We start from the raw sequence: 18,560 nt of genomic DNA on the forward strand, positions 1-18,560 counted from the left end.
ACCGTTTCACCCTCGACCACGGTGCTGACCACCTCATCGTGGGCCTGCGTCGTTCGGCATGAATTCGCGCCTGCTCGTGGTCCCATGAGCACTGCGATCCTCGTCACCAATGATGGCCCCACCAGCGGTAGTCAACTCCATTGCAATAGCCCTGTTCATGAACAGGGCCTGGTCCCCTGCCGCCGCACAGCACGTAATCAAGAGCTCCGCTCCTGCGCACGCTCCATCTTCGGATGACGAACTCGGGAGGCGTAGCCCCCGGAATTCGCCGCCGCCTGCCTTCTGCCAGTCAGAGACCGACATTCCGCATGGCGTTGTCCCGCCAGCGGTCCACCGCCCTGATGTACCGCAAGACCACGGGTGAAGCGGGCGCCCAGCGGCCATGTTTGGCGATGACCGCGACGGGGACTCCGGCGGCGTAGGCGACGGTGGCGCCTCCGGCGCGCAGGCTGTGCGCCGTAACCGTGTTGGCGAAGGGCACTCCGGCGCGTACCGCCAGGTCGCGGACGATGACGTTGACGGCATCGGCGCCCAGGGACGGGCCGATGCCGCCGTGCCGGTTGATGCGGCGCAGCAGCCGCCCGGTCGTGTGCCCGGCCTGGTCAAGGATGGCGAGCCAGTCGCGCCAGGCGGCGACCGGGTCGGTGAGGGGGTGGGTGCCGCGGGGTATGGCGATGGTCTCGCCGCGGGAGTCCTTGTCGGTTTTGGAAGTGCGGATGACCACCTCCAGCCCATCGGCGACCTCGCGCACGTCGTCCCTGATCAAGGCGACGAGTTCGCTGCGGCGGCCCATCAGGGCCAGACCGAGCACCAGCAGCAGCCGGTCGCGCAGCCCGATCGCGGTGGCCAGGTCGCAGGCGCTGACCATGGCGCGCAGCGCGTCGATGGTTATGGGCGGGGCCTCGCGCTGGCCGCGGCCGCCGTTTTCGGCGCGCTGGCGTTTGTAGGCGCGCAACGCCAGCCGGGCGGCCTCGGTGGCGGGTTGGCCGGCGTGCCCGGACAGGCGGTGCATGGTTCGCACGGCGGCCATGGCCTGCTCGATGCTGGCCGGGGCCTGTCCGGCCGCGCACAGTTGGGCGGTGTACTCGGCCAGCGTCTGTCCGGTGGCGGGCAGCGCCTGCCGGCCTTGCGTGGCGCACCAGGTCGTGAAGGCGGCCCATTGACGAGCGTAGGCGCGGCGGGTGTTGGCCGGCACGCCCTCGGCGATCAGACGGCGGGTGTCCGCGCTGAGCGCATAGTCGGCCACGGTGTGGCCGGCCCCGTTCTCCGCCACCCCGACAACCGTTGACTGCTCCCCCGCCGCCGGCGATCGCCCGCCTTCACTCATGCCCGTTTCGTCCCTTCATCCAGGCGGGAGCGCCCGATTTTCCTAACCTCCGATAAGGAAGGTTATCACGGGCTAGAATTGGAGACATCAGCGTTTGCGTTCGTACGAAGCAGGTGCGTTCGTTCGCAACGAACGCTAGTCTGGCTGACTGTGGCAGACGATCAGGAACTTGTGGCAGCCGACTCATCAGCCGAGGACGACGAGCCGACCCTCCACGACGAGACGATGGAGACGGCCGAGGAACTGCGATGTGCCGGGCCCGGTTGCGCCAACGCCCTCCCCGGACGTAGCAGCCGCGCCAAGTACTGCAGCGACGCCTGCCGTGCCGCCGCCTACCGGGCACGTACCGCCTCCCATGCCGCACCAGTGGCGAACGCGCTGCTCCGCGCCCAAGGTCTCCTCGGCCCGCTGCTGGCCGCCGGCGAGCAGTGGCAGGCTGCCCAGGCTGCGTTGAGCGCCCAGTTGACCGAGCTGAGCAGCGGCGCCCTGGCACAGGTCCAGGCCGCGGAGCAGGCAGCCGAGGAGGCCCGCGCCGCCGCAGCAGCGGCTGACCAGCGTGCCGCGGCGGCAGATCAGCGCGCCACGACGATCGCCAACACCGCCGCCGCCCATGTCGCCGCCGCCGAACAGGCGCAGAAACAGGCGGAGACCGCCCGCGACCGCGCCGAGGAACGCGAGCAGGACGCCTGGCGCCAGGTGGGCGAACACCAGAACGCACGTTCTCAAGCCGAGCAACGCGCCACCGAAGCCACTGGCCGGCAACGCCAAGCCGAGCAGCACCGTGACACCGCCCGCCACCGAACCGCCGAACTGACCGAGCTGCACACCGCGGCGACCGCCCGTATCGCAGACCTGGAACGCCAGGCCACTGTCCAGCAGCACGACCTCACCGACCTCCGCCACCACCTCCAGGAGCAGGAAGTCCAGACCCGCAGGGCCGAGCAGGAACGCGACCAAGCCCGCGGCGCCGCCGCAGCGCACGCGGCGGAAGCCGACCGGCTACGAGAGGCGCTGATCGTCGAACGTCAGCAGCGCGAACAAGCGGTCACCGCGGCCGCCGTGGCCGAACAAGCCCGCACCCTCGCCGACCAATCCAAAACCGCGTCCCTGAGCGAGACCGAACGACTGCGCACCGAACTCACCGACCTCGCCAACGCCCTGAAAACCGCCCAGCAGCAACGCGAAGAGGCCATCACAGCCGCCGCCGTCGCCCACGCCCTCCTACGCCAGCAACAATCCCCTCGCGTATCCGATCAGCCAAAAACCCCGGACGCCGGCGACTCGACGGAGGAGTCAAGAGCATCGGACTCATAATCCGTGGGTCGTGGGTTCAAGTCCCACCCGCCCTACTCTTCAAAACCGCGTCCGACCTGGGATTTCTCGGTTCTCGCCAGCCTCGGATCTCGTTTTTGATCATGGCTGGTTGCTCGCTGGTTGCTCTTGTGTACGGACCGTGTAACCCGGTAGATCGTTTAGCCAGGCCACCGTCAACTCAGACCCCGAAGACGACCACCAGAAGATCAAGCCAGAAGACCCAGCAAGCGCCGTCGTTAGCAATGACTCCAAGTGGGGTCAAGCATCGCCCAAGGCGACTCGTCTCGCCGGCAAAGGTCACTCGTCTTGCCAACCGGGCCGTTGGTGACCAGCAGATAAAGGATCCGCTGCTTCTCGCTGCCATCCGCTCGCCCCGTTTCACGGCGCAGGGAGGGGATCGATTGGCTGCACGACCTGTGCGCTGACGGCTGACGACAAAAGAGCAGGCCCGCCGGAGGTTCGACGGGCCTGCTCAGGCTCGACGGTTCAGGTGAAGTTCTCGCCGGTATGGGTCGGCAGGGTGATCAGCCGTGCCGTCTGGGCACCAGCCGCTGCGGTGTTGACCAGGGCCGCGGTGGATTCCGCGGCGGCGCGGGCCACCTCCGGGTAGACGCTGGTGTAGGTGTCGCGGGTGAATGTGGACGAGACGTGCCCCAGCGTCTCCTGCACGACCTTCAGATCCACCCCGGCGGTGAGCATGAGCGAGGCGGCTCCGTGACGCAGGTCATGCAGCCGCACCGGCGGCAGCCCCACCTCGAAGGCCAGTAGGTAGAACTGGTCGCTGACCTGCTGGGGATGCAGCGGCCGGCCGATCTCGTCGGTGAAGACGAAGCCGCTGTCCACCCAATCCTCGCCCGCGGCCAAGCGTTCGGCCGTTTGGCGCTTGCGGTGCGCGCGCAGCGCGGTGACGGTGTCCTCGTCCAGGGCGATGGTGCGGTCGCTGGCCTCGGTCTTCGGCCTGCCCTGCACCGGCTCCCAGCCCAGCTGGGTGATCTGCCAATGCACCCCCGTCGGGGCTGAAGTACAGGTTGTACGGGTCCTCGACGTGAACCGGCTTGCCGGGTATGCCGGTGAGCGGGTTGATCGGGGTCAGTGTGTTGCCGTCGTTGTTGTTGACCCACAAGGTCTCAAGGTCCCAGGAGGGCACGACGTGCTGGGGACGCCTGCCGACCCGATACGTGTTGATAATCTTGTAGGTGGCCGGGTCGATCACGTCTACGGTGTTGTCCTGGCTGTTGGGCACGTACACCCGCGCGGGAAACCGCACCACCACCTGGCTCAGCAGACCGGGACGGTTGTGAGCGTAGACGTCCAGCGCGGCAGCGGAAGGCGCTGGAGAGTCGTGCGCCGTCAAGGGAGGCCTCGCGGGGATAGTCGGCACCGCTGAGGAGCCCGACGTCGTGCTGCAGGAGGCCATGTCCGTGAGCACAATTACCATTACCACAAGCAGCCGCATCGGCTCAGATTAGGGAGCCTAAGATGAGCGCAGGAATGAGGCACGGTTAACGGAACACTGACCTTTGCCTGGTTACCATCCGCACATGAAGATGTCGGCGAGTACGACCGGCGCGTGTCACCTCGTTGCAGGTCAAGCGCCGCCACCGCTTCGCGAACAGGGCTGCAGCTGGTCGTCCCCCTTGCTCCCTCGGCGGCGCTAGGAAGCTATATTTATGCCCACTTTCGACGTAATGTAGACAAATAAGAGAAAGTCCATATGGTTAATCGGGCGATAGGCCCATCAACGCATAAAGGGGGAGACTATGACCTTCCCGCGATACATTTCTGCCGCGAGAATCTGCCTGCTTGTGCCCGTCGCGCCTCGACCGAAGCCGGTGGGGCCGCATGAAAAGAGCGGTCCCAGCAGCAGCTGCCGTCGTTGAACGGGGCGTGATGAGACTCCCTGGCGTGGTCGCCGGCTCCCGGGAGCGGCGGCCAGGCTCCACCGCTTTGGCGGATCAAGGTGCTGTGGCACCGTTCCGGCGATCGCCGAGGTGGTTGACGGCGGCACACTACCTGCTGTGCGTTCTTCTTCGTGGATCTCTGTGACCGCTCTCCTGCCGGTGGCCTTGATCGCTCTTGTCGTGTTGGGCGCCCTGGTGGCCTGGTTCGGCCGGCTGGGACATGGACGGGCTGTCCTGACCGCCTGCGTGCGGGCGGCCGCCCAGCTCGGCGCGGTCTCCGTGGTGATCGCCTGGGTGGTCGCCTACTTCGCGGCCGCGGCGGGGTTCATTGTGCTCATGTACGGTGTGGCCTCCTTCACCGCGGGCCGGCGCATCACTCGTGGCCGGAAGGCGTGGAGGGCGGCGGTGCCGATCGCGGCGGGCACCGCCCCAGCGCTGACGATCCTGGCCATGAGCGGGACGATCTCCATGGACGGGATCGTGGTGATCCCGATCGCGGGGATCCTGCTGGGTGGCTGTCTGACCGCTACCTCCCTCGCCGGACGGCGGGCCATGGAGGAACTGGTCCAGCGGAGAGGAGAGGTGGAGGCGGCTCTGGCGCTGGGCTTCCTGCCCAGGGAGGCGGCGCTGGAGATCTGCCGCCCGGCGGCGGCCCAGGCGCTGGTCCCCGCGCTGGATCAGACGCGGACTGTAGGGCTGGTCACTCTTCCTGGCGCCTTCGTCGGGATGCTGCTCGGCGGGGCGAGCCCGATCGAGGCTGGAGTCGTGCAGCTCGTTGTCCTGGTGGCTCTGCTGGCCGCTGAGGCGATCGCGATCCTGGTGGCGACCGAGATGGTCGCGCGTGGCTGCTTCACCTGAGCCTCCTGGGCTGACACCTCCCCCGCTCGGCGGGTCGGTGGGGCTGGGCATGTGCTTCACGCTCACCTTCGGCCAAGGGCACAGCCGATGGGCCCCCTGAAGGGCGCCTGTCGGAGCTACTGGTGGTCGGGCCTGGCGGCAAGAACGATCTGGACCGGTCGAACAGACTGACGCGCCGCGCGAGCTGATCGAAGTCGAAAATCAAGCCGCGAACCTGGCGCTGGCGGCGGGGATATGCGTCACCGAGACGGTGCCGGAGGGCTCATGACAGCGCCGCAGGCCGCGCGGGCGGCCGGGTTCCGAACAGACTGGCGGCGAGCTTCTGCAGCAGGCTGTAGGCCAGGATCGGCACGAGGACCTGCGGACGGTGCGCGAACCAGTTCGTGGCCAGGACCGCCGCCGCGCTGGTGTTGTTCATGCCGGTGGCGAAGATGAGCGAGATGCCGTCAGGAGTATCGCATCGGGTCCATCGGGACATCCACCTGCCGACGAGGAAGGACATGCAGCAGACCGCACCGGCCACGCCGACGGCCAGAGCCAGGAAGTCAGGGTCGGGGGGCGACAGCGCCTGCCCGAGCGCGCCGGAGGCGTTGAGGTAGCACAGCAGCAGGATGTTCACGATGTTGACCAGTTTGATGACCGGCGCGATGCGTGCCACTCGCCGCTCCCCGAGCATGGCCCGCGCAAGGATCCCGGCCAGAGAGGGCAGCACGATCAAGGCCAGCGCGAACGCGCCCGCGCCCGCCGTCCCAGCCAGCCCGTCCAGCCGCGCCGTGTCATCAAGGCTACGTGCGCCCCCTGGGCCGACCAGGGCGGCGGACACGGTCAGCCCCCACGGAACCGTGACAGGACTGAGCAGCGTCGAGCCCACGACCATGGCGACCACCAAGGGAACGTTGCCTCCAGCGTTCTGCCCCCATGACGCCGCCCCGCCGGCGATCGGCATGGCCAGCACCAGCAGCAACCCGACCGCGAGGCACTCCACCTCCGCGGCGTCGGGCCAGGCCCGCAGGCACATCGCAGCAACCGGCAAAAGCATCACGGGCAGGAACGCGTTCATCGCCACGCCCGACGCCAACCGCAGGGGCCGACCCACGACGGCGCGCAGATCCCGTACCCGCACTCCGAGACCGGCGGTCGACAACATCACAGCCAGCAAGACCATGGGCACCGTGACCGGACCACCCGATCCAAGCGCCATCGCCCGCACAGCCTCGCCCGGCCGCGGTGCGGCGGCAGCCAGCAGATAGCAGAGGATCATCAAGGCGAGCAGCCGCCGCTGCATCGAGCCCACCATCCGGTCAATCATCTGAGCAACCTATCGATTACCGTCAGTGACCCGCACTTCGGGGGGCAGGAACTGGCGCGCCGGGCGGCCATGGCCGCCCGGCCGAGCCGGCGCCCGTGGTCGGAGGGGCTTGTCGTGCGGCCGGACAGACTTGCCGGAAGGCCGGCAGTGCCGCTGACCTGCCGCGGCAACGGCAGAAGCGGGCGCCGAACAGTTCAGGAGTGGCCGGGCCCCGCCGACGACGAGTCGGCGGGGGCCCGGCGCCTGGCTCAGCCGTCCTCGGGCTCGGAGGCGTCGCCCTTGCCCTCCTGCTCGTGCTGGTCGCCCGCCTGGCCCTGCTTTCCCTCCTGGGTCTCGGAGCCGGCTTCCTGCCCCTTGTCGTCCTGGCCGTCCTCGGCCTCGGCCTTCTCGGCGCCCTGGTCGTCGTCGCCGTCCTCCGCCTCGGCCTGCTGGCCGGCCGTGTCGTCGTTGCCGTCCTCGGCCTCAGCCTGCTGGCCCTGCGCGTCTTCCTGCGTGCCCTCGTTGGGGTCCGCGCTCTCCGCAGGCGTGGCGGCCTCGTTCTCGGGGGCCTGCTCGGAGGGGGTGGCGGAGGACTGGGAGGAGGTGGGGGCGGGGCTCTGGTCGAGGGAGGAGGCGTACGCGGCAGCTCCGCCGCCCGCCACGAGGACGACCACGGTGGCGAGACCGGGGATGAGCATGGACTTACGCATTGAAATATCTCCGATGCATTGGCGTCGTACTGACGCACTCAGTCTGCGGAGACGCGGGACAGCGGCAGGTTCGGCGGACCACAACGTGGGGTTAATCCTGGCCGGAACCCCGGATCTGCCCCTGGCCTGCGCCCGCGGAAAGGTAAGCGCCGCGCTAACCGAGTGCTGAGCGGACGCTGTCACGCCTCTCTCTACCGTGCGTTCATGAGATCAGGCAGCACAACGACCGTCCCGGTGCCGGTCTCCGCCGCGTTCCTGGGCCTGGGGGTGGTCGTCGGCTTCGCCGCGCGCACGCCGGCGTGGACAGCGGTGGACATGAGAGTGAGCCAGGCGGTGCAGTCGCTGCGCGGCCCATGGCTCACCGCGATGGCGCAGGTCCTGAACGTGGGCTTCGGCACCGTCGTGGGCACGGCCCTGGCCGTCCTCCTCGTCGTGGGTGTCGCCATTTCAGGACGGACCCGCGCCGCCGTCGGCGTGCTGACGGTGATCGCGGCGGGGTGGGGCGTGGGCGCGCTGGTCAAGGTGGTCGTCGCCCGTCCCCGGCCCCCGGCGGTGGACGCTCTGGTGCGGGAGCTCGGTTCTGACAGCTTTCCCAGCGGTCATGTGTGCCTGACCCTGTCCATCGTGGTGGCCGGGGCGCTGCTGGCCAGGAAGACCCGCCTCTTCCGTCCTGTGGTGGTGGCGGGCGCAGTGCTCGTGGCGGGTCAGATGACCGCGAGGGTCTACCTCGGGGCGCACTATCCCAGCGACACCTTGGGCTCGATCATCCTCACCCCGGCTGCCATCCACCTGACCGTCAACGCGCGACGGGTCGGGGTACTCCTGCTGCGGGCGGACAACCGCCGCAGGGCGCGCAGGGCCGGCCCGCGCAGCACCCGGCAGGTGAAGATCCTCCTGCTGCACGCGTACGGCATGGGCGGCACCATCAGGACCGCTTTCAACCTCGCCGGCATGCTGGCGGCCCGTCATGACGTCGAGATCGTCAGTGTCACCAAGACCAGGGACAAGCCCTTCTTCGAGGTGCCGCCCGGCGTTCGCATCACCTTCCTGGACGACCGCGCAGGCCACCGGCCCCGCGGCGCACTGCGTGCGCGGCTGCTCCGGAGCAGGCTCAACCCGCGGCAGGAGGCCGCCTACGACAGATTCGACCTGCGTACCGACCTGGCTCTGCTGCGTTTCCTACGCGGCTTGCGAACCGGCGTCCTGATCACCACGCGCCCCGGCCTCAACCTGGCCGCCGCCCTGCTGACCCCGCCCGGCGTCATCACGATCGGGCAGGAACACACCGGCCTCGGTTCCCACAAAACCGCCGTCCAGGATCTGATCGCCCGCAGATACGGCAGGCTCGACGCGCTCGTCACCCTGACAGAGGCCGATCTGGGCGCCTACCGAGTGGCACTGGGCCCGCGAGCGCCGCGGCACCTGCTGCGCATCCCCAACGCCACGCCACCTCTCACCGGCGGCCCCTCCCCGCTGAACGCCGAGACCGTCGTCGCGATCGGCCGCCTGTCCAAGGTCAAGGGCTTCGACCTGCTCCTGCGCGCCTGGGAACAGGTCAGTGCCGCCCGCCCCGGCTGGCGGCTGCGCATCGTCGGCTCAGGACCCGAGCGCGCCCGCCTGCTCAAGCTGGCCGACGAGCTCGGCCTGGCCCGCACAGTCGAGTTCCCCGGACCTTCTGGGGACGTCGGCGCCGAACTCGACGCCGCCTCGATCTTCGTGCTCAGCTCCCGCCGCGAAGGATTCCCGATGACGGTTCTGGAGGCACTGAGCAAGGGGGTGCCGGTGGTCGCCTTCGACTGTCCGCACGGGCCGGGCGAGATGATCACTCACGGCCACGACGGGCTCCTCGTCCCGCGGCAGCACGTCACCGCCCTGGCCGCGGCGATCGGGCTGCTCATCGACCACGAGGCCGGTCGCCGGACAATGGGCACGGCCGCGCTGACCACCTCACAGCGCTACACCTCTGAGGTCGTCGGCCGGTGCTGGACCGAGCTCCTGGCCGAGCTGGGAACGGGCCGCTGATGGGGCATAGGTCGCGCAGCACGGTCATCGGCGGGCGGCGAGTACCGTCGTATGTCCCAGCGGGCCCGCGCGCGAGTCAAGCAGGGCGTTGGCCGACGTCGACCTGTGCTCAGAACCTCAAGGAGGCGTGTGTCCGGCATGCGGCGGAGCGCGCTGGAGCTCGTGGTGGCCGGACCGGTGTCGGTGGGCCCCCGGGAGGGCGTTGCGCCTGCGGTGAGCGCGGCGGTGGATGATCTGGTTCAGCCCGCGGCCGGGCAGCCGGTGCCCAACCGGGACACGGCGCTGGTGAGCGCCTGCGCCTGCTCCATCTCATCGCGCGCGGTGCTGGCGAACAGGGCCGCCACGGTGTGGTCGCCAACCCTGGCGGCTTGCCTGGCGTAGCCGGGATACATCTGCCGGCCGTTGTAGATCTCACCACCGATCGCCTCGCACGTGTTCGCCCTGGTGTCGTGGACCAGGCCGGCGAGCCGTGCCTCCGCGGCGAAGTGCTCTGTGCGCCCAGCACCGGCCATGCTGCCGAACAGCATCGCCAGCCGCGGCTCGCCCGTCTGCCGGGCCCGCTGAGCGTAGAGGGCGTACTTGGCGTCGGCGAATGCCTCTTGCATCAGCGCGGTGACCAGATTGCCCAGCGTACGGGCAGCCGATGCGGCAGGACCGCCGGTTCGGGTCCTCTCCGGCGGGACGGGCACCGCCGCCGGGATCGCCGCGCCCGACGCGGGGTGGACGATCGCCTCGAGCGCCTGCGTCAGGGTGTCGTGGCGGGCGGCCACGTTTCGAGCCTGATCAGTGAACACCCGGACCGCGTTCCTCTCGCCGTCGTGCTCGGCTTCGGCGGCGAACCTCCTGTACAGGCTCGCCAGGGAGGAGTTGCGGGTGATGGCGTCGCGCAGGTTCGCGGCGTTGTCGCCGACCAGCTCGATCAGCTTGGCCTGCCCGGTGAAGTGGTCGTGCAACTCGGTGCGTGCCGCCTGGCTGAGCAGGTCCCGCATCTGCGGAAGCCTTTCCTGGGCAGCGTGGGTGGCGTAGACCCGGTACATCGCGCGGGCAAAGGCCGCACTGCGCGCTGACTCGTCCAGGTTGGTGCGCGTTTGAGCATGTACGTCGTTGCGGCTGCGGACGTCCGCCACGTTCATGGTGCTGACCGGCACGGCGATGAGCATCGCGGCGCCGACCACCACGACGGCGGCTCTCCGGCAGGCGCAACCTGGCGAGCTCATATGCCCTCCTGGTCGATGTGGCGATCCAAGCTCGGATCTAGCCTTGCCCTTGCTCGTCCGGGCCAACTCCTACGCCGCCTTCATGCTGTGTGCCGGCCCTGGCAAAGGGACCGTCTCGGGCGTCGATGGCGTGCCGCTTGGGGCCCAAGATTCCATCGCCGAAGAAGGTGCGCCGGGTGGGATCCTCCTCCGAGCGGGCCACTGATGGATCACAGGTCGCGCAACACGGTCATCGGCGGGCGGCGGGCGGCCCGTAGCGTCGCCGCCCCGGCTACCAGCAACGCCGCGACGCCGAGGACGGCCAGCACGGCCAGGTAGGCCCACGGCACGGCCAGCGCGTCGGGAGGCGGGTCGAACACCCCGCTGAGCACGGCGACCAGCATCCTCGACAGCGCCCACCCGCACAGCGCCCCGAGCACGGCCGCGGCCACCCCGACCAGCGCCACCTCCGCCCACACGAACGAGCCCAGCTGCCGCGGGGTCGCCCCCAGCACCCGGGCCAGCGCGTAGGTGCGGCGCCGCTCGGCGAAGCCGAGTGCCAGCAGCAGACCGGTGGCCAGGGCCGCCAGCGCCAGCGCGTAGCCGAGTTCGATGGTCGTCAGGCCGGCCAGGTCCACGGCGGTGAGGCTGCTGCCGACGACCTGGCGCGTGGTCTGCACGTCGGTGACCTTCGCCGTCGGCCCGAGCCTGGCGCGCAGGTCTGCGGCGACCTGCCTCGGCTGGGCTCCGTCGGTGCTGATCAGGTACAGGGTGTCGGCGGGCATGGTGCGGGTCAGGTAGGAGGCGTTGGCGACGAGGAAGCTGTCGCGGGGCGCGGTCGGGAACTCGGTGATGACGCCGGCGTAGTGGAAGGGGACGGTCCTGCCGTTCTCGGTCCGCAGCCGCACCTGGTCACCGAGGTGAAGCTGGAAGTCGTTGACGGTCTCCTGGCTGACCAGCAGCGCGTCAGGTTGCCGGGCGAGCCGGTCGAGGATCTCGCGGGCGGTGCCGCCGGAGACGTAGGCGTCGTGCAGGCGCACGGTGGAGGGGCGGATGCCGTACAGGTCCTGCAGGTCGGAGCCGACGTAGGCGAAGCGGTGCTGCAGCGGCTCCACCCGCCCGACGCCCGGCACGGCCGCGAGCTGCCCCTGGGTGGCGGTGGTCTGGGAGACGGTGACGTCGGCGCCGTTGGTCAGCTCCGCGTCCACCTGGGCCTGCTGGCGGTAGGTCGTGTCGAACACGGAGGTGGAGACGGCGAACGCGACGGCCAGTGCGGCCAGGGTGGCCGCCCGGGCCAGCGGCGCGCGCTGGCGCGTCAGCATCGCCGAGACGGTGCCCGCCAGGCCCCCGGTCAGCGGCCGGACCGCCCAGGTGATGGGCAGCGTCCTGGTCAGGCGCCAGATCAGCAGGCCCGCGCCGGTCCACAGCAGGGCCGGCCCGGCGAAGGCCCAGTAGTCGACCGACAGCTGGGGCAGGCCCTCGGGGACCAGGACGAGCTGGTAGCCGTTCTTGCTGGTGATCCAGAAGATCACCGCGGATCCCGCCAGCAGCCACAGGTCCAGCCCGTACCGCAACCAGGCGGGCGATCGGCGCGATCCGCCGACCGGACGGCGAGCGGCCGCCACGGTGGTGGCACGCACCGTGGGCGGCAGCACGGTGACGGCCGCGACCAGCAGTCCCAGAGCGGCCGCCCACCACGACACGTTCGCCGATCCGAACAGCGCCCGCCCGGCCAGCGCGGCCAGCCCCAGGCCCGCCAGCACTCCCGCCACGCCCACCAGCGCCGTCTCGGCCAGCGCGAGCCGCACCAGCGTGCTCTTGGAGGCGCCCCTGGTACGCAGCAGCGCCTGATCGGCCATCCGCCGTGGCGCCCCGGCGCGGGTCACGAGACCGGCGAGCAGAGCCGCCAGCACGATCGCCGGCGCGCCCAGGAACAGGAACAGCACCTGGGAGTACAGGGCGTCCTCGCGGGCGGCGTCCAGGGCCGCGCCGAGGTTGTCTCCGACCAGGCCGCTGCCGGCCATGCGCTCCTCCAGGTTGCGCGCCTGCCCCGTGACCGCGGTGTAGGCGGCGGCCGGGTCGGGCGGCAGCCGGTGGTCGACGCGGACGTGGAACTGGGTGCGCACGCGGTCGCGCGGGATGCCGTCGAACAGCCGGTGCCAGTCGCTCTCCGGCAGCAGCAGCACGTTGTCCGGGGGTGCCTGCGGCTGCGCGCCGGGCGGTGCTCCGACGCGCTGGAACAGCGAGTCGGCGGCGGGCAGCTCCACCACCCCGGTAACCGCCACCGTCGCGTCCGGCAGCCCCGGGCGGCGCACGGTGACACTGGCGCCGGGCTGGGCGTGCAGGTTGGCGGCGGTCTGCTGGGCCAGCAGCGGCCCGTTGGCCTTACCCGCGAGCAGGCGCAGCTCGCCGGGGAAGGTGCCGGAGTAACCGGGGGGCAGCCCGAGGACCTGGCCCGCGCCCGTGGTCAGCGTCTGCCCGGCCTGGCGGGACTCCAGCCCGTCGATCCTGGCGAAGTTCACTTGCTTGGACGTGCCGGGCATCGGGACGGACACGCTCTGGCCGGGCTGCTGCTCCACCTGCCAGTCGACCGCCACCCGCTGGATCGAGCGGGCCGTCATGGTGGTCTTCGCAGTCGCGAGGAACGCGCCGAGCGCGGCGGGAAGCGCCACGGCGAGCGCGATGCCCGCCGCGGCCGCGGCCAGCCTGCCCGTCCGGCGAGCAAGCAGGCCGCGCAGCCAGATGAGGATCAGCATGTGAGAGCTCCGTCGCTCATGGTCCAGGTAGCGGGCAGCCGCGCCGCGACCAGCGGGTCGTGCGTGGCCACCACGAGGGCCGCCGCCAGCCGGGAGGCCACCCCGACGAGCAGGTCCACCACTTTGCGGGCCAGGTCCGAGTCGAGCTGGGCCGTGGGCTCGTCCGCGATGATCAGGCGCGGCTCGGCGGCCAGCACGCGGGCGACCGCGACGCGCTGCGCCTGCCCGCCCGACAGCTCTTCGGGCAGCGACCCGGCCAGACCGGCCAGACCGATCGTGGCCAGCGCGATCAGCGCCCGTTCCCTGGCCTCGGCGTCTTCGACACCCGCGATGACCAGTGGCAGCGCGACGTTCTCCGCGACGTTGAGCGGGGGCAGCAGGCTGGGCCCCTGGAAGACCACGCCGACGTGGCCGCGCGGCCGGTCGTCGAGGGCGGGCCAGGCGATCCGGCCCGCCGTGGGCCGGTCCAGCCCGGCCAGCAGGTGCAGCAGCGTCGTCTTGCCCGACCCAGACGGGCCGGTGATCGCGATCTGCTGTCCCGGCCGCAGCTCGCAGGTGACGCTGTGCACGGCGACCAGGGCGTTGGCCCCCTTGCCGTACGAGCGGGCCAAGCCTTGGCAGGTGACCAGCGCGGTCATGCCCGCCGCCCGGTCCTTGGCCTGCGTGGTCATGTCGCCCGGCCGTCCTTCAGCTCCAGGACGCGGTCGGCCAGCCGCCGCACGGCCGGGCTGTGCGAGGCGATCACCACGGCGGTCCGCTCGCCGGCCTGACGGCGGATCAGCCGCAGCACGGGCCCCTCGGTGTGCTGGTCGAGCTCGCCGGTGGGCTCGTCGGCCAGCAGCAACGCCGGACGGTTGGCCAGCGCCACCGCCAGCCCCGCGCGGGCCGACTCGCCCCCGGACAGCTCACTCGGCCACGCCCGCGCCCTGGCCGCCAGCCCCAGACCGTCCAGCAGCTCATCACGCAGGCGACGATCGCGCCGCCCCGCCAGCCGCTGGGCCAGGTCGACGTTGGCCGCCACTGTCAGATGCTCGATCAGGTTGCCGCTCTGGAACAGCACCCCCACCAGCCGGGCGCGCAGCGCGGCGCGCTCCGCCTCCGGCCGGTGACTGATGCGATGGCCGTCCACCCTGACGGTGCCGCCGTCCGGGTCGTCCAGCCCGCCCAGGCAGGCCAGCAGCGTCGACTTGCCCGAACCCGACGGGCCGCTGACCAGCACGACCTCGCCCGCGGCGACATCAAGGCTGACGCCACGCAGCGCCTTGGTCTCCTCGTCGCCCGACCGGTAGAACCGGTAGAGCTCTTCGGCCTGCACGATCACGACGCCGTCCAGCGGAAGGAGTCGGAGACCGTGCGCCACGGGTCCACGTTGTCGGCGCCGACCGGCCCGGACAAGGTGAGGATCGCTTCGTGCCCGGACTGGTAGAAGGCATAGCGCTCGACCTCGTCCTTGACGACCTTGCCGGTGACCGGGTCGGGGCTGCTGCCTGCGCGGTAGACGATCCGCACGGCCTTGCCGCCCTTCCTTGCCACCGTGTCCACCGTGCGAATGTTGCTGCTGGGCACCCCACTCCTGACCGACGTCTCGGTCGGCGCGGACGCGGCGGGCCTGGTCTCGATGCGGATGCTGTTGAGCTTGTCGGTGAAGCTCGCCCCGGTGGACAGGTCCGTGCGCGCCCACCCTTCGGGCACCTTCACCTCGTACGGTTGCCCGGGGTGCCGGTAGGTCACGAACACCGTGTCGTCCGGGATGTCGCCCGGCGGATTCGACTCCGAGGGCTGCGGAGCCGGGGTGCCGTTGCCCGCGGGCACCTGTGCCTGTGCCTGTGTCTGCGTCTGGGGCTGGGCCTGGGTCTGGGCGGGCGTGACTGTCGAGCAGCCTGCCGCCAGCCCTGCCATGATCAGGGCCATGACGCTTCGCCGTACCTTCATGTCTCCACGCTAGGAACAGGCCGGCAAGCGCCCGCTCAGCAACCGGTTAGCGGGACGTTTACCTGACGTCTGCCACCCTGGAAGGGTGACAGCGCAGGGTGTCCCGCTGCGTCGGCGGGTGCTGGTGGTGATCGTCAGCGTGACCGCCGTCGCCGTCGCGCTCTTCCTGGTGCCGCTGGCGATCGCGGTGAACATCCTCTACCACGATCAGGCTGTGGCGGCCCTGCAACGTGACGCCGCCTGGGTCGCGGCCGCCGTCCCCGACGAGCCGCGGGGGCCTTTGAAACTGCCGACGGGAGTGCCGGGCGACCTGGCCATCGGCGGCTACACCAAGGCCGGGGCCCGCCTGTTCGGCAACGGCCCCGCCTACTCCGGCCTGGCCGCCTTCAGCAAGGACGGCCGGGTTCACGACGCGGTGGAGGGCGGCTTCCTGGCGGTGTCGGCTCCCGTCCCCTCTGACGAGGGCCCCGCGTTGATCATCCGGGTGGCGACGCCGAACGCCGCGGTCGAGCAGCGTATCCACCAGGCGTGGCTGCTCATGGGCGGGCTGGCGCTGATCGTGATCGCGCTGGCCGCGGGCGCGGCTGTGCGCCAGTCGGCGCGGCTCGCCGCCCCCTTGGAGCGGCTCACCGCCGCGGCGCAGGCGCTCGGCGGCGGCGACTTCAGCGTCCGCGCCGCCCCCTCCGGGCTGCGGGAGGCCGACCAGGCCGCCCAGGCGCTGGAGTCCACGGCGCGCCGGCTCGGCGACGTGCTCGCCCGCGAGCGCGCCTTCAGCGCCGATGTCTCCCACCAGTTGCGCACCGGGCTGACCGGCTTGCTGCTCGGCCTGGAATCGGCGCTGTCCCGGCCCGGCACGGACCTGACCCCGGCCGTCCGGGCGGCGCTGAGCAGGGGTGAGCGGCTGCAGGAGGTCCTCGACGATCTTGTACGGCTCAGCCGCGACAGCCGCGCGCCCGCCGAGCGACTCGATGTGGACGCGCTGATGGAGGAGATCCGGCAAGAATGGCACGGCCCGCTGGCCCAAGTGGGCCGCCGCCTGACCATCACCGTGGAACCCGCACTGCCGCCGGTGACCGCCCAGCCCGCCGCCGTCCGGCAGATCCTGCGCGTCCTGCTCGACAACGCCCTGCGCCACGGCCGGGGAGAGGTCGCCGTCACCGTCTCCGACGTGGGGCCCGGCATGGCCGTCGAGGTGAGCGATCACGGGCCGGGCGTGGCCCCGGACAGCGACCCGTTCGTCAGGTCCAGCGGGCACAGCCACGGCATCGGCCTCGCCCTCGCCCGGTCACTGGCCGAGGCCGAAGGCGGCAGGCTGGTGCTCAGCCGCGCCAGTCCCCCGCTGTTCAGCCTGCTGCTCCCCCGTCACGGCGACTAACCACCGGATGGGCGGCGAGTCATGGCTCGTAGCGGTAGCCGCGCCCCCGTACCGTGACGATGCGCTCCATCGGTTCGCCGTGCTCGGCCAGCTTGCGGCGCAGCGCGAAGACGTGCACATCCAGCGTCTTGGTGGGGCCGAACCAGTTCTCGTCCCACACCTCGTCCATCAGCTGCTCGCGGGTCACCACCTCGCCCGCCCGGCTGACCAGCGCTGCCAGCAGGTCGAACTCCTTGGGCCGCAACAGAACCTCCTCCTGCCCGACGTAGGCGCGCCGCGCCGGCAGGTCGAGCCTCAACCGCCCGGCCGTCAGTATGCGCTCCCCCGGCGCCGGGCCACGCCGCCGCAGGTGCGCGCGGATCCTGGCCATCAGCTCGGTCAGCCGGAACGGCTTGGTCAGGTAGTCGTCAGCCCCCGCGTCCAGCGCCACCACGACCTCGAACTCCTGCGTACGAGCCGTCAGCACGACGATCACCGTGTCCGGAACCCTCAACCGCAACCGCCGGCACAGGGACACCCCGTCCACATCGGGCAACCCCAGATCCAGCAGGACGAGATCCGGCTGATGCCGCTCGGCCGCCCGCATCGCCTCCGCCCCGTCCGCGGCCGGCTCCGCCTCGTACCCCTGGGCGGCCAGCGCCTCGACCAACTCGGACCGGATGACCAGATCGTCCTCCACGACCAGCACACATGCCATGCCGTCGATGGTATGAGTTGCGCTGCCAAGGCGAGCCCGCCATGCCGACCAGTCCAAGGGCGAGCCCGATCCTGGCCAGGAGCAGGCCGAGGAGTTCCAGCATCCGGTACTCAGTTGTCCACACCCTCGGGGGGAGGGCCCATGGTCGATGAGCGGCGTCGGCTGCCGATCGGCCGCTCCTAGATCACCGCCGCGATCCACGCGGCCAGCCGCTGCGTGATCGCCCTGATGGTCGGCCTGGGGCGCCCTCGGTGCTGCGGCCCATGGCTCCTACCTGGTGGCGGCAAGACCCGCAGCTGCGAGGGCCTGGACCCCATCGACATCATCTGCTCGGGGAACAGCAGCACGGTGTTCGCCAGGAGCATCGACTACCTCGGCACCCATTACGGAACCTTGGAGATCCGCTGGTCGCCTGCCTGCGGGGTGAACTGGACCAGGATCGTCGGCATCAGCAACGGTGCCTGCTTCTGGGCACAGGTCCGGTCATCACATGACGCGCACCAGTGGCCGGTGTCAGGCGCCGCAGCGTACTGCGGCGGGGACAGAATGTGGACCGACGTCACCTACGCCCCGAACGAACAGGTCAACGGCACGTACTGGCTGTCAACCGACGGTGGGCACAGCTACGCCTACTGCGAATCCTGGTACCAGAACTCCACCCGAGGAGGCTGCTGAAGGCTGCTCTCCAGCCCACCACACCCTCCAGTTCGCGGCCCGATTCGATCCTCTGGAACCACGCTGGTGGCTGTACACAACCTGAAGCCGGTCGTAGACGTCGAGACGTTGCTCCACGAGTACGCCGATCTTGAGATCCTCGACTGGCCCATGCAGTGCGACGGGTTGGCCATTCTCTCCTCAGGGCGTCGGGAACAGGTCTTCCTCAAGGCCAACGCCCCTGCTCGGCGTCGCTGCTTCACCGCCGCACACGAGTTGGGGCATGTTGTCATTCCATGACATATCGGGACCTTGGAATGCACAGGAGAACCGAGTGCGTCAGCGGGCATGGAGGAGGCGGAGGCCAACCTCTTCGCCTCCCATCTGCTCGTCCCTGATGAGTTCCTCGATCCCTTCCGCGACGGCTACGTCGATCTAGGCCGTGTTTCGAAAGATCGCGTGTGAGGCGTGTCGGTGATCGTTGAACGAAGAGGTCTCCGGTAGTTGGTTCAACGACCAAGAAGAACGAA

At 70.4% G+C, this 18,560-nt stretch carries 16 protein-coding genes and 1 pseudogene; 6 read left to right on the forward strand and 11 right to left on the reverse strand.

Going from position 1 to position 18,560, the window contains the following annotated elements; genetic code table 11:
- Nucleotides 1-289: 289 nt before the first annotated feature.
- Nucleotides 290-1,273 carry a tyrosine-type recombinase/integrase gene (locus ABZ444_RS15190; protein ID WP_357996170.1) on the reverse strand — a complete coding sequence of 328 codons (984 nt, stop codon included), beginning with the start codon at nucleotides 1,271-1,273 and terminating at the stop codon, nucleotides 290-292.
- Nucleotides 1,274-1,477: 204 nt separating this feature from the next.
- Between ABZ444_RS15190 and ABZ444_RS15195 the strand changes: the two genes are divergently transcribed.
- Nucleotides 1,478-2,641: a hypothetical protein gene (locus tag ABZ444_RS15195; RefSeq protein WP_357996173.1), complete on the forward strand. Its 1,164-nt coding sequence runs from the start codon at nucleotides 1,478-1,480 to the stop codon at nucleotides 2,639-2,641.
- A gap of 486 nt (nucleotides 2,642-3,127) precedes the next feature.
- Here ABZ444_RS15195 and ABZ444_RS15200 read toward each other — a convergent pair whose 3' ends face one another.
- Both ABZ444_RS15200 and ABZ444_RS15205 read right to left on the reverse strand, forming a co-directional pair.
- Entirely contained in the window at nucleotides 3,128-3,646 is a 519-nt protein-coding gene (locus ABZ444_RS15200) for a tyrosine-type recombinase/integrase (RefSeq protein WP_357996176.1), read from the reverse strand.
- 16 nt (nucleotides 3,647-3,662) lie between these two features.
- Nucleotides 3,663-4,097: pseudogene (locus ABZ444_RS15205) on the reverse strand (hypothetical protein); the annotation flags it as partial.
- Nucleotides 4,098-4,683: 586 nt separating this feature from the next.
- Between ABZ444_RS15205 and ABZ444_RS15210 the strand changes: the two are divergent.
- Nucleotides 4,684-5,400, forward strand: coding sequence for an ABC transporter permease (locus ABZ444_RS15210; protein ID WP_357996180.1), 717 nt, complete (start codon nucleotides 4,684-4,686; stop codon nucleotides 5,398-5,400).
- 262 nt (nucleotides 5,401-5,662) lie between these two features.
- On the opposite strand, the gene ABZ444_RS15215 is transcribed toward ABZ444_RS15210, so the two are convergent.
- Both ABZ444_RS15215 and ABZ444_RS15220 read right to left on the reverse strand, forming a co-directional pair.
- Complete coding sequence (locus tag ABZ444_RS15215) at nucleotides 5,663-6,709, reverse strand: bile acid:sodium symporter (RefSeq protein WP_357996183.1); 1,047 nt, start codon at nucleotides 6,707-6,709, stop codon at nucleotides 5,663-5,665.
- Nucleotides 6,710-6,957: 248 nt separating this feature from the next.
- Nucleotides 6,958-7,398, reverse strand: a complete 441-nt coding sequence (locus ABZ444_RS15220) for a hypothetical protein (RefSeq protein ID WP_357996186.1) — start codon at nucleotides 7,396-7,398, stop codon at nucleotides 6,958-6,960.
- 204 nt (nucleotides 7,399-7,602) lie between these two features.
- Between ABZ444_RS15220 and ABZ444_RS15225 the strand changes: the two genes are divergently transcribed.
- The gene (locus ABZ444_RS15225) at nucleotides 7,603-9,420 is read left to right on the forward strand and encodes a glycosyltransferase (protein WP_357996189.1); all 1,818 of its coding nucleotides are present in this window, start codon (nucleotides 7,603-7,605) and stop codon (nucleotides 9,418-9,420) included.
- A gap of 239 nt (nucleotides 9,421-9,659) precedes the next feature.
- Here the strand turns inward: ABZ444_RS15225 and ABZ444_RS15230 are convergent, their stop codons facing one another.
- From ABZ444_RS15230 to ABZ444_RS15250, 5 genes are all read right to left on the reverse strand, one after another.
- Complete coding sequence (locus ABZ444_RS15230) at nucleotides 9,660-10,598, reverse strand: hypothetical protein (RefSeq protein WP_357996191.1); 939 nt, start codon at nucleotides 10,596-10,598, stop codon at nucleotides 9,660-9,662.
- 248 nt (nucleotides 10,599-10,846) lie between these two features.
- Entirely contained in the window at nucleotides 10,847-13,372 is a 2,526-nt protein-coding gene (locus ABZ444_RS15235; RefSeq protein WP_357996194.1) for an FtsX-like permease family protein, read from the reverse strand.
- Nucleotides 13,366-14,043, reverse strand: a complete 678-nt coding sequence (locus ABZ444_RS15240) for an ABC transporter ATP-binding protein (RefSeq protein ID WP_357996197.1) — start codon at nucleotides 14,041-14,043, stop codon at nucleotides 13,366-13,368. Before ABZ444_RS15240 ends, ABZ444_RS15235 begins: the two co-directional genes overlap by 7 nt.
- Nucleotides 14,040-14,732 carry an ABC transporter ATP-binding protein gene (locus ABZ444_RS15245; protein ID WP_357996200.1) on the reverse strand — a complete coding sequence of 231 codons (693 nt, stop codon included), beginning with the start codon at nucleotides 14,730-14,732 and terminating at the stop codon, nucleotides 14,040-14,042. The genes ABZ444_RS15240 and ABZ444_RS15245 overlap by 4 nt, the downstream gene beginning before the upstream one ends.
- Nucleotides 14,690-15,304 (reverse strand): hypothetical protein, encoded by a 615-nt coding sequence (locus ABZ444_RS15250; RefSeq protein WP_357996203.1) that lies wholly within the window; start codon nucleotides 15,302-15,304, stop codon nucleotides 14,690-14,692. Before ABZ444_RS15250 ends, ABZ444_RS15245 begins: the two co-directional genes overlap by 43 nt.
- A gap of 85 nt (nucleotides 15,305-15,389) precedes the next feature.
- Between ABZ444_RS15250 and ABZ444_RS15255 the strand changes: the two genes are divergently transcribed.
- Entirely contained in the window at nucleotides 15,390-16,679 is a 1,290-nt protein-coding gene (locus tag ABZ444_RS15255) for a HAMP domain-containing sensor histidine kinase (RefSeq protein ID WP_357996205.1), read from the forward strand.
- Nucleotides 16,680-16,698: 19 nt separating this feature from the next.
- Here ABZ444_RS15255 and ABZ444_RS15260 read toward each other — a convergent pair whose 3' ends face one another.
- Nucleotides 16,699-17,376 (reverse strand): response regulator transcription factor, encoded by a 678-nt coding sequence (locus ABZ444_RS15260; RefSeq protein ID WP_357996208.1) that lies wholly within the window; start codon nucleotides 17,374-17,376, stop codon nucleotides 16,699-16,701.
- 216 nt (nucleotides 17,377-17,592) lie between these two features.
- On the opposite strand from ABZ444_RS15260, the gene ABZ444_RS15265 reads away from it, so the two are divergent.
- Both ABZ444_RS15265 and ABZ444_RS15270 read left to right on the forward strand, forming a co-directional pair.
- Nucleotides 17,593-18,051, forward strand: a complete 459-nt coding sequence (locus tag ABZ444_RS15265) for a DUF2690 domain-containing protein (RefSeq protein ID WP_357996211.1) — start codon at nucleotides 17,593-17,595, stop codon at nucleotides 18,049-18,051.
- Nucleotides 18,052-18,201: 150 nt separating this feature from the next.
- Nucleotides 18,202-18,330: an ImmA/IrrE family metallo-endopeptidase gene (locus tag ABZ444_RS15270; RefSeq protein ID WP_357996231.1), complete on the forward strand. Its 129-nt coding sequence runs from the start codon at nucleotides 18,202-18,204 to the stop codon at nucleotides 18,328-18,330.
- The last annotated feature ends 230 nt before the right edge of the window (nucleotides 18,331-18,560 follow it).

Origin of the sequence: Nonomuraea sp. NPDC005730 (genome assembly GCF_040630865.1) — a bacterium.
Classification (GTDB): Bacteria; Actinomycetota; Actinomycetes; order Streptosporangiales; family Streptosporangiaceae; genus Nonomuraea.

Bases quoted from the DNA above. Each gene is read 5' to 3' on its own strand.
- ABZ444_RS15215 (WP_357996183.1), bottom strand. From the start codon at position 6,709: ATGATTGACCGGATGGTGGGCTCGATGCAGCGGCGGCTGCTCGCCTTG.
- ABZ444_RS15220 (WP_357996186.1), bottom strand. From the start codon at position 7,398: ATGCGTAAGTCCATGCTCATCCCCGGTCTCGCCACCGTGGTCGTCCTC.
- ABZ444_RS15225 (WP_357996189.1), top strand. From the start codon at position 7,603: ATGAGATCAGGCAGCACAACGACCGTCCCGGTGCCGGTCTCCGCCGCG.
- ABZ444_RS15235 (WP_357996194.1), bottom strand. From the start codon at position 13,372: ATGCTGATCCTCATCTGGCTGCGCGGCCTGCTTGCTCGCCGGACGGGC.
- ABZ444_RS15240 (WP_357996197.1), bottom strand. From the start codon at position 14,043: ATGACCACGCAGGCCAAGGACCGGGCGGCGGGCATGACCGCGCTGGTC.
- ABZ444_RS15250 (WP_357996203.1), bottom strand. From the start codon at position 15,304: ATGAAGGTACGGCGAAGCGTCATGGCCCTGATCATGGCAGGGCTGGCG.
- ABZ444_RS15260 (WP_357996208.1), bottom strand. From the start codon at position 17,376: ATGGCATGTGTGCTGGTCGTGGAGGACGATCTGGTCATCCGGTCCGAG.
- ABZ444_RS15270 (WP_357996231.1), top strand. From the start codon at position 18,202: ATGCAGTGCGACGGGTTGGCCATTCTCTCCTCAGGGCGTCGGGAACAG.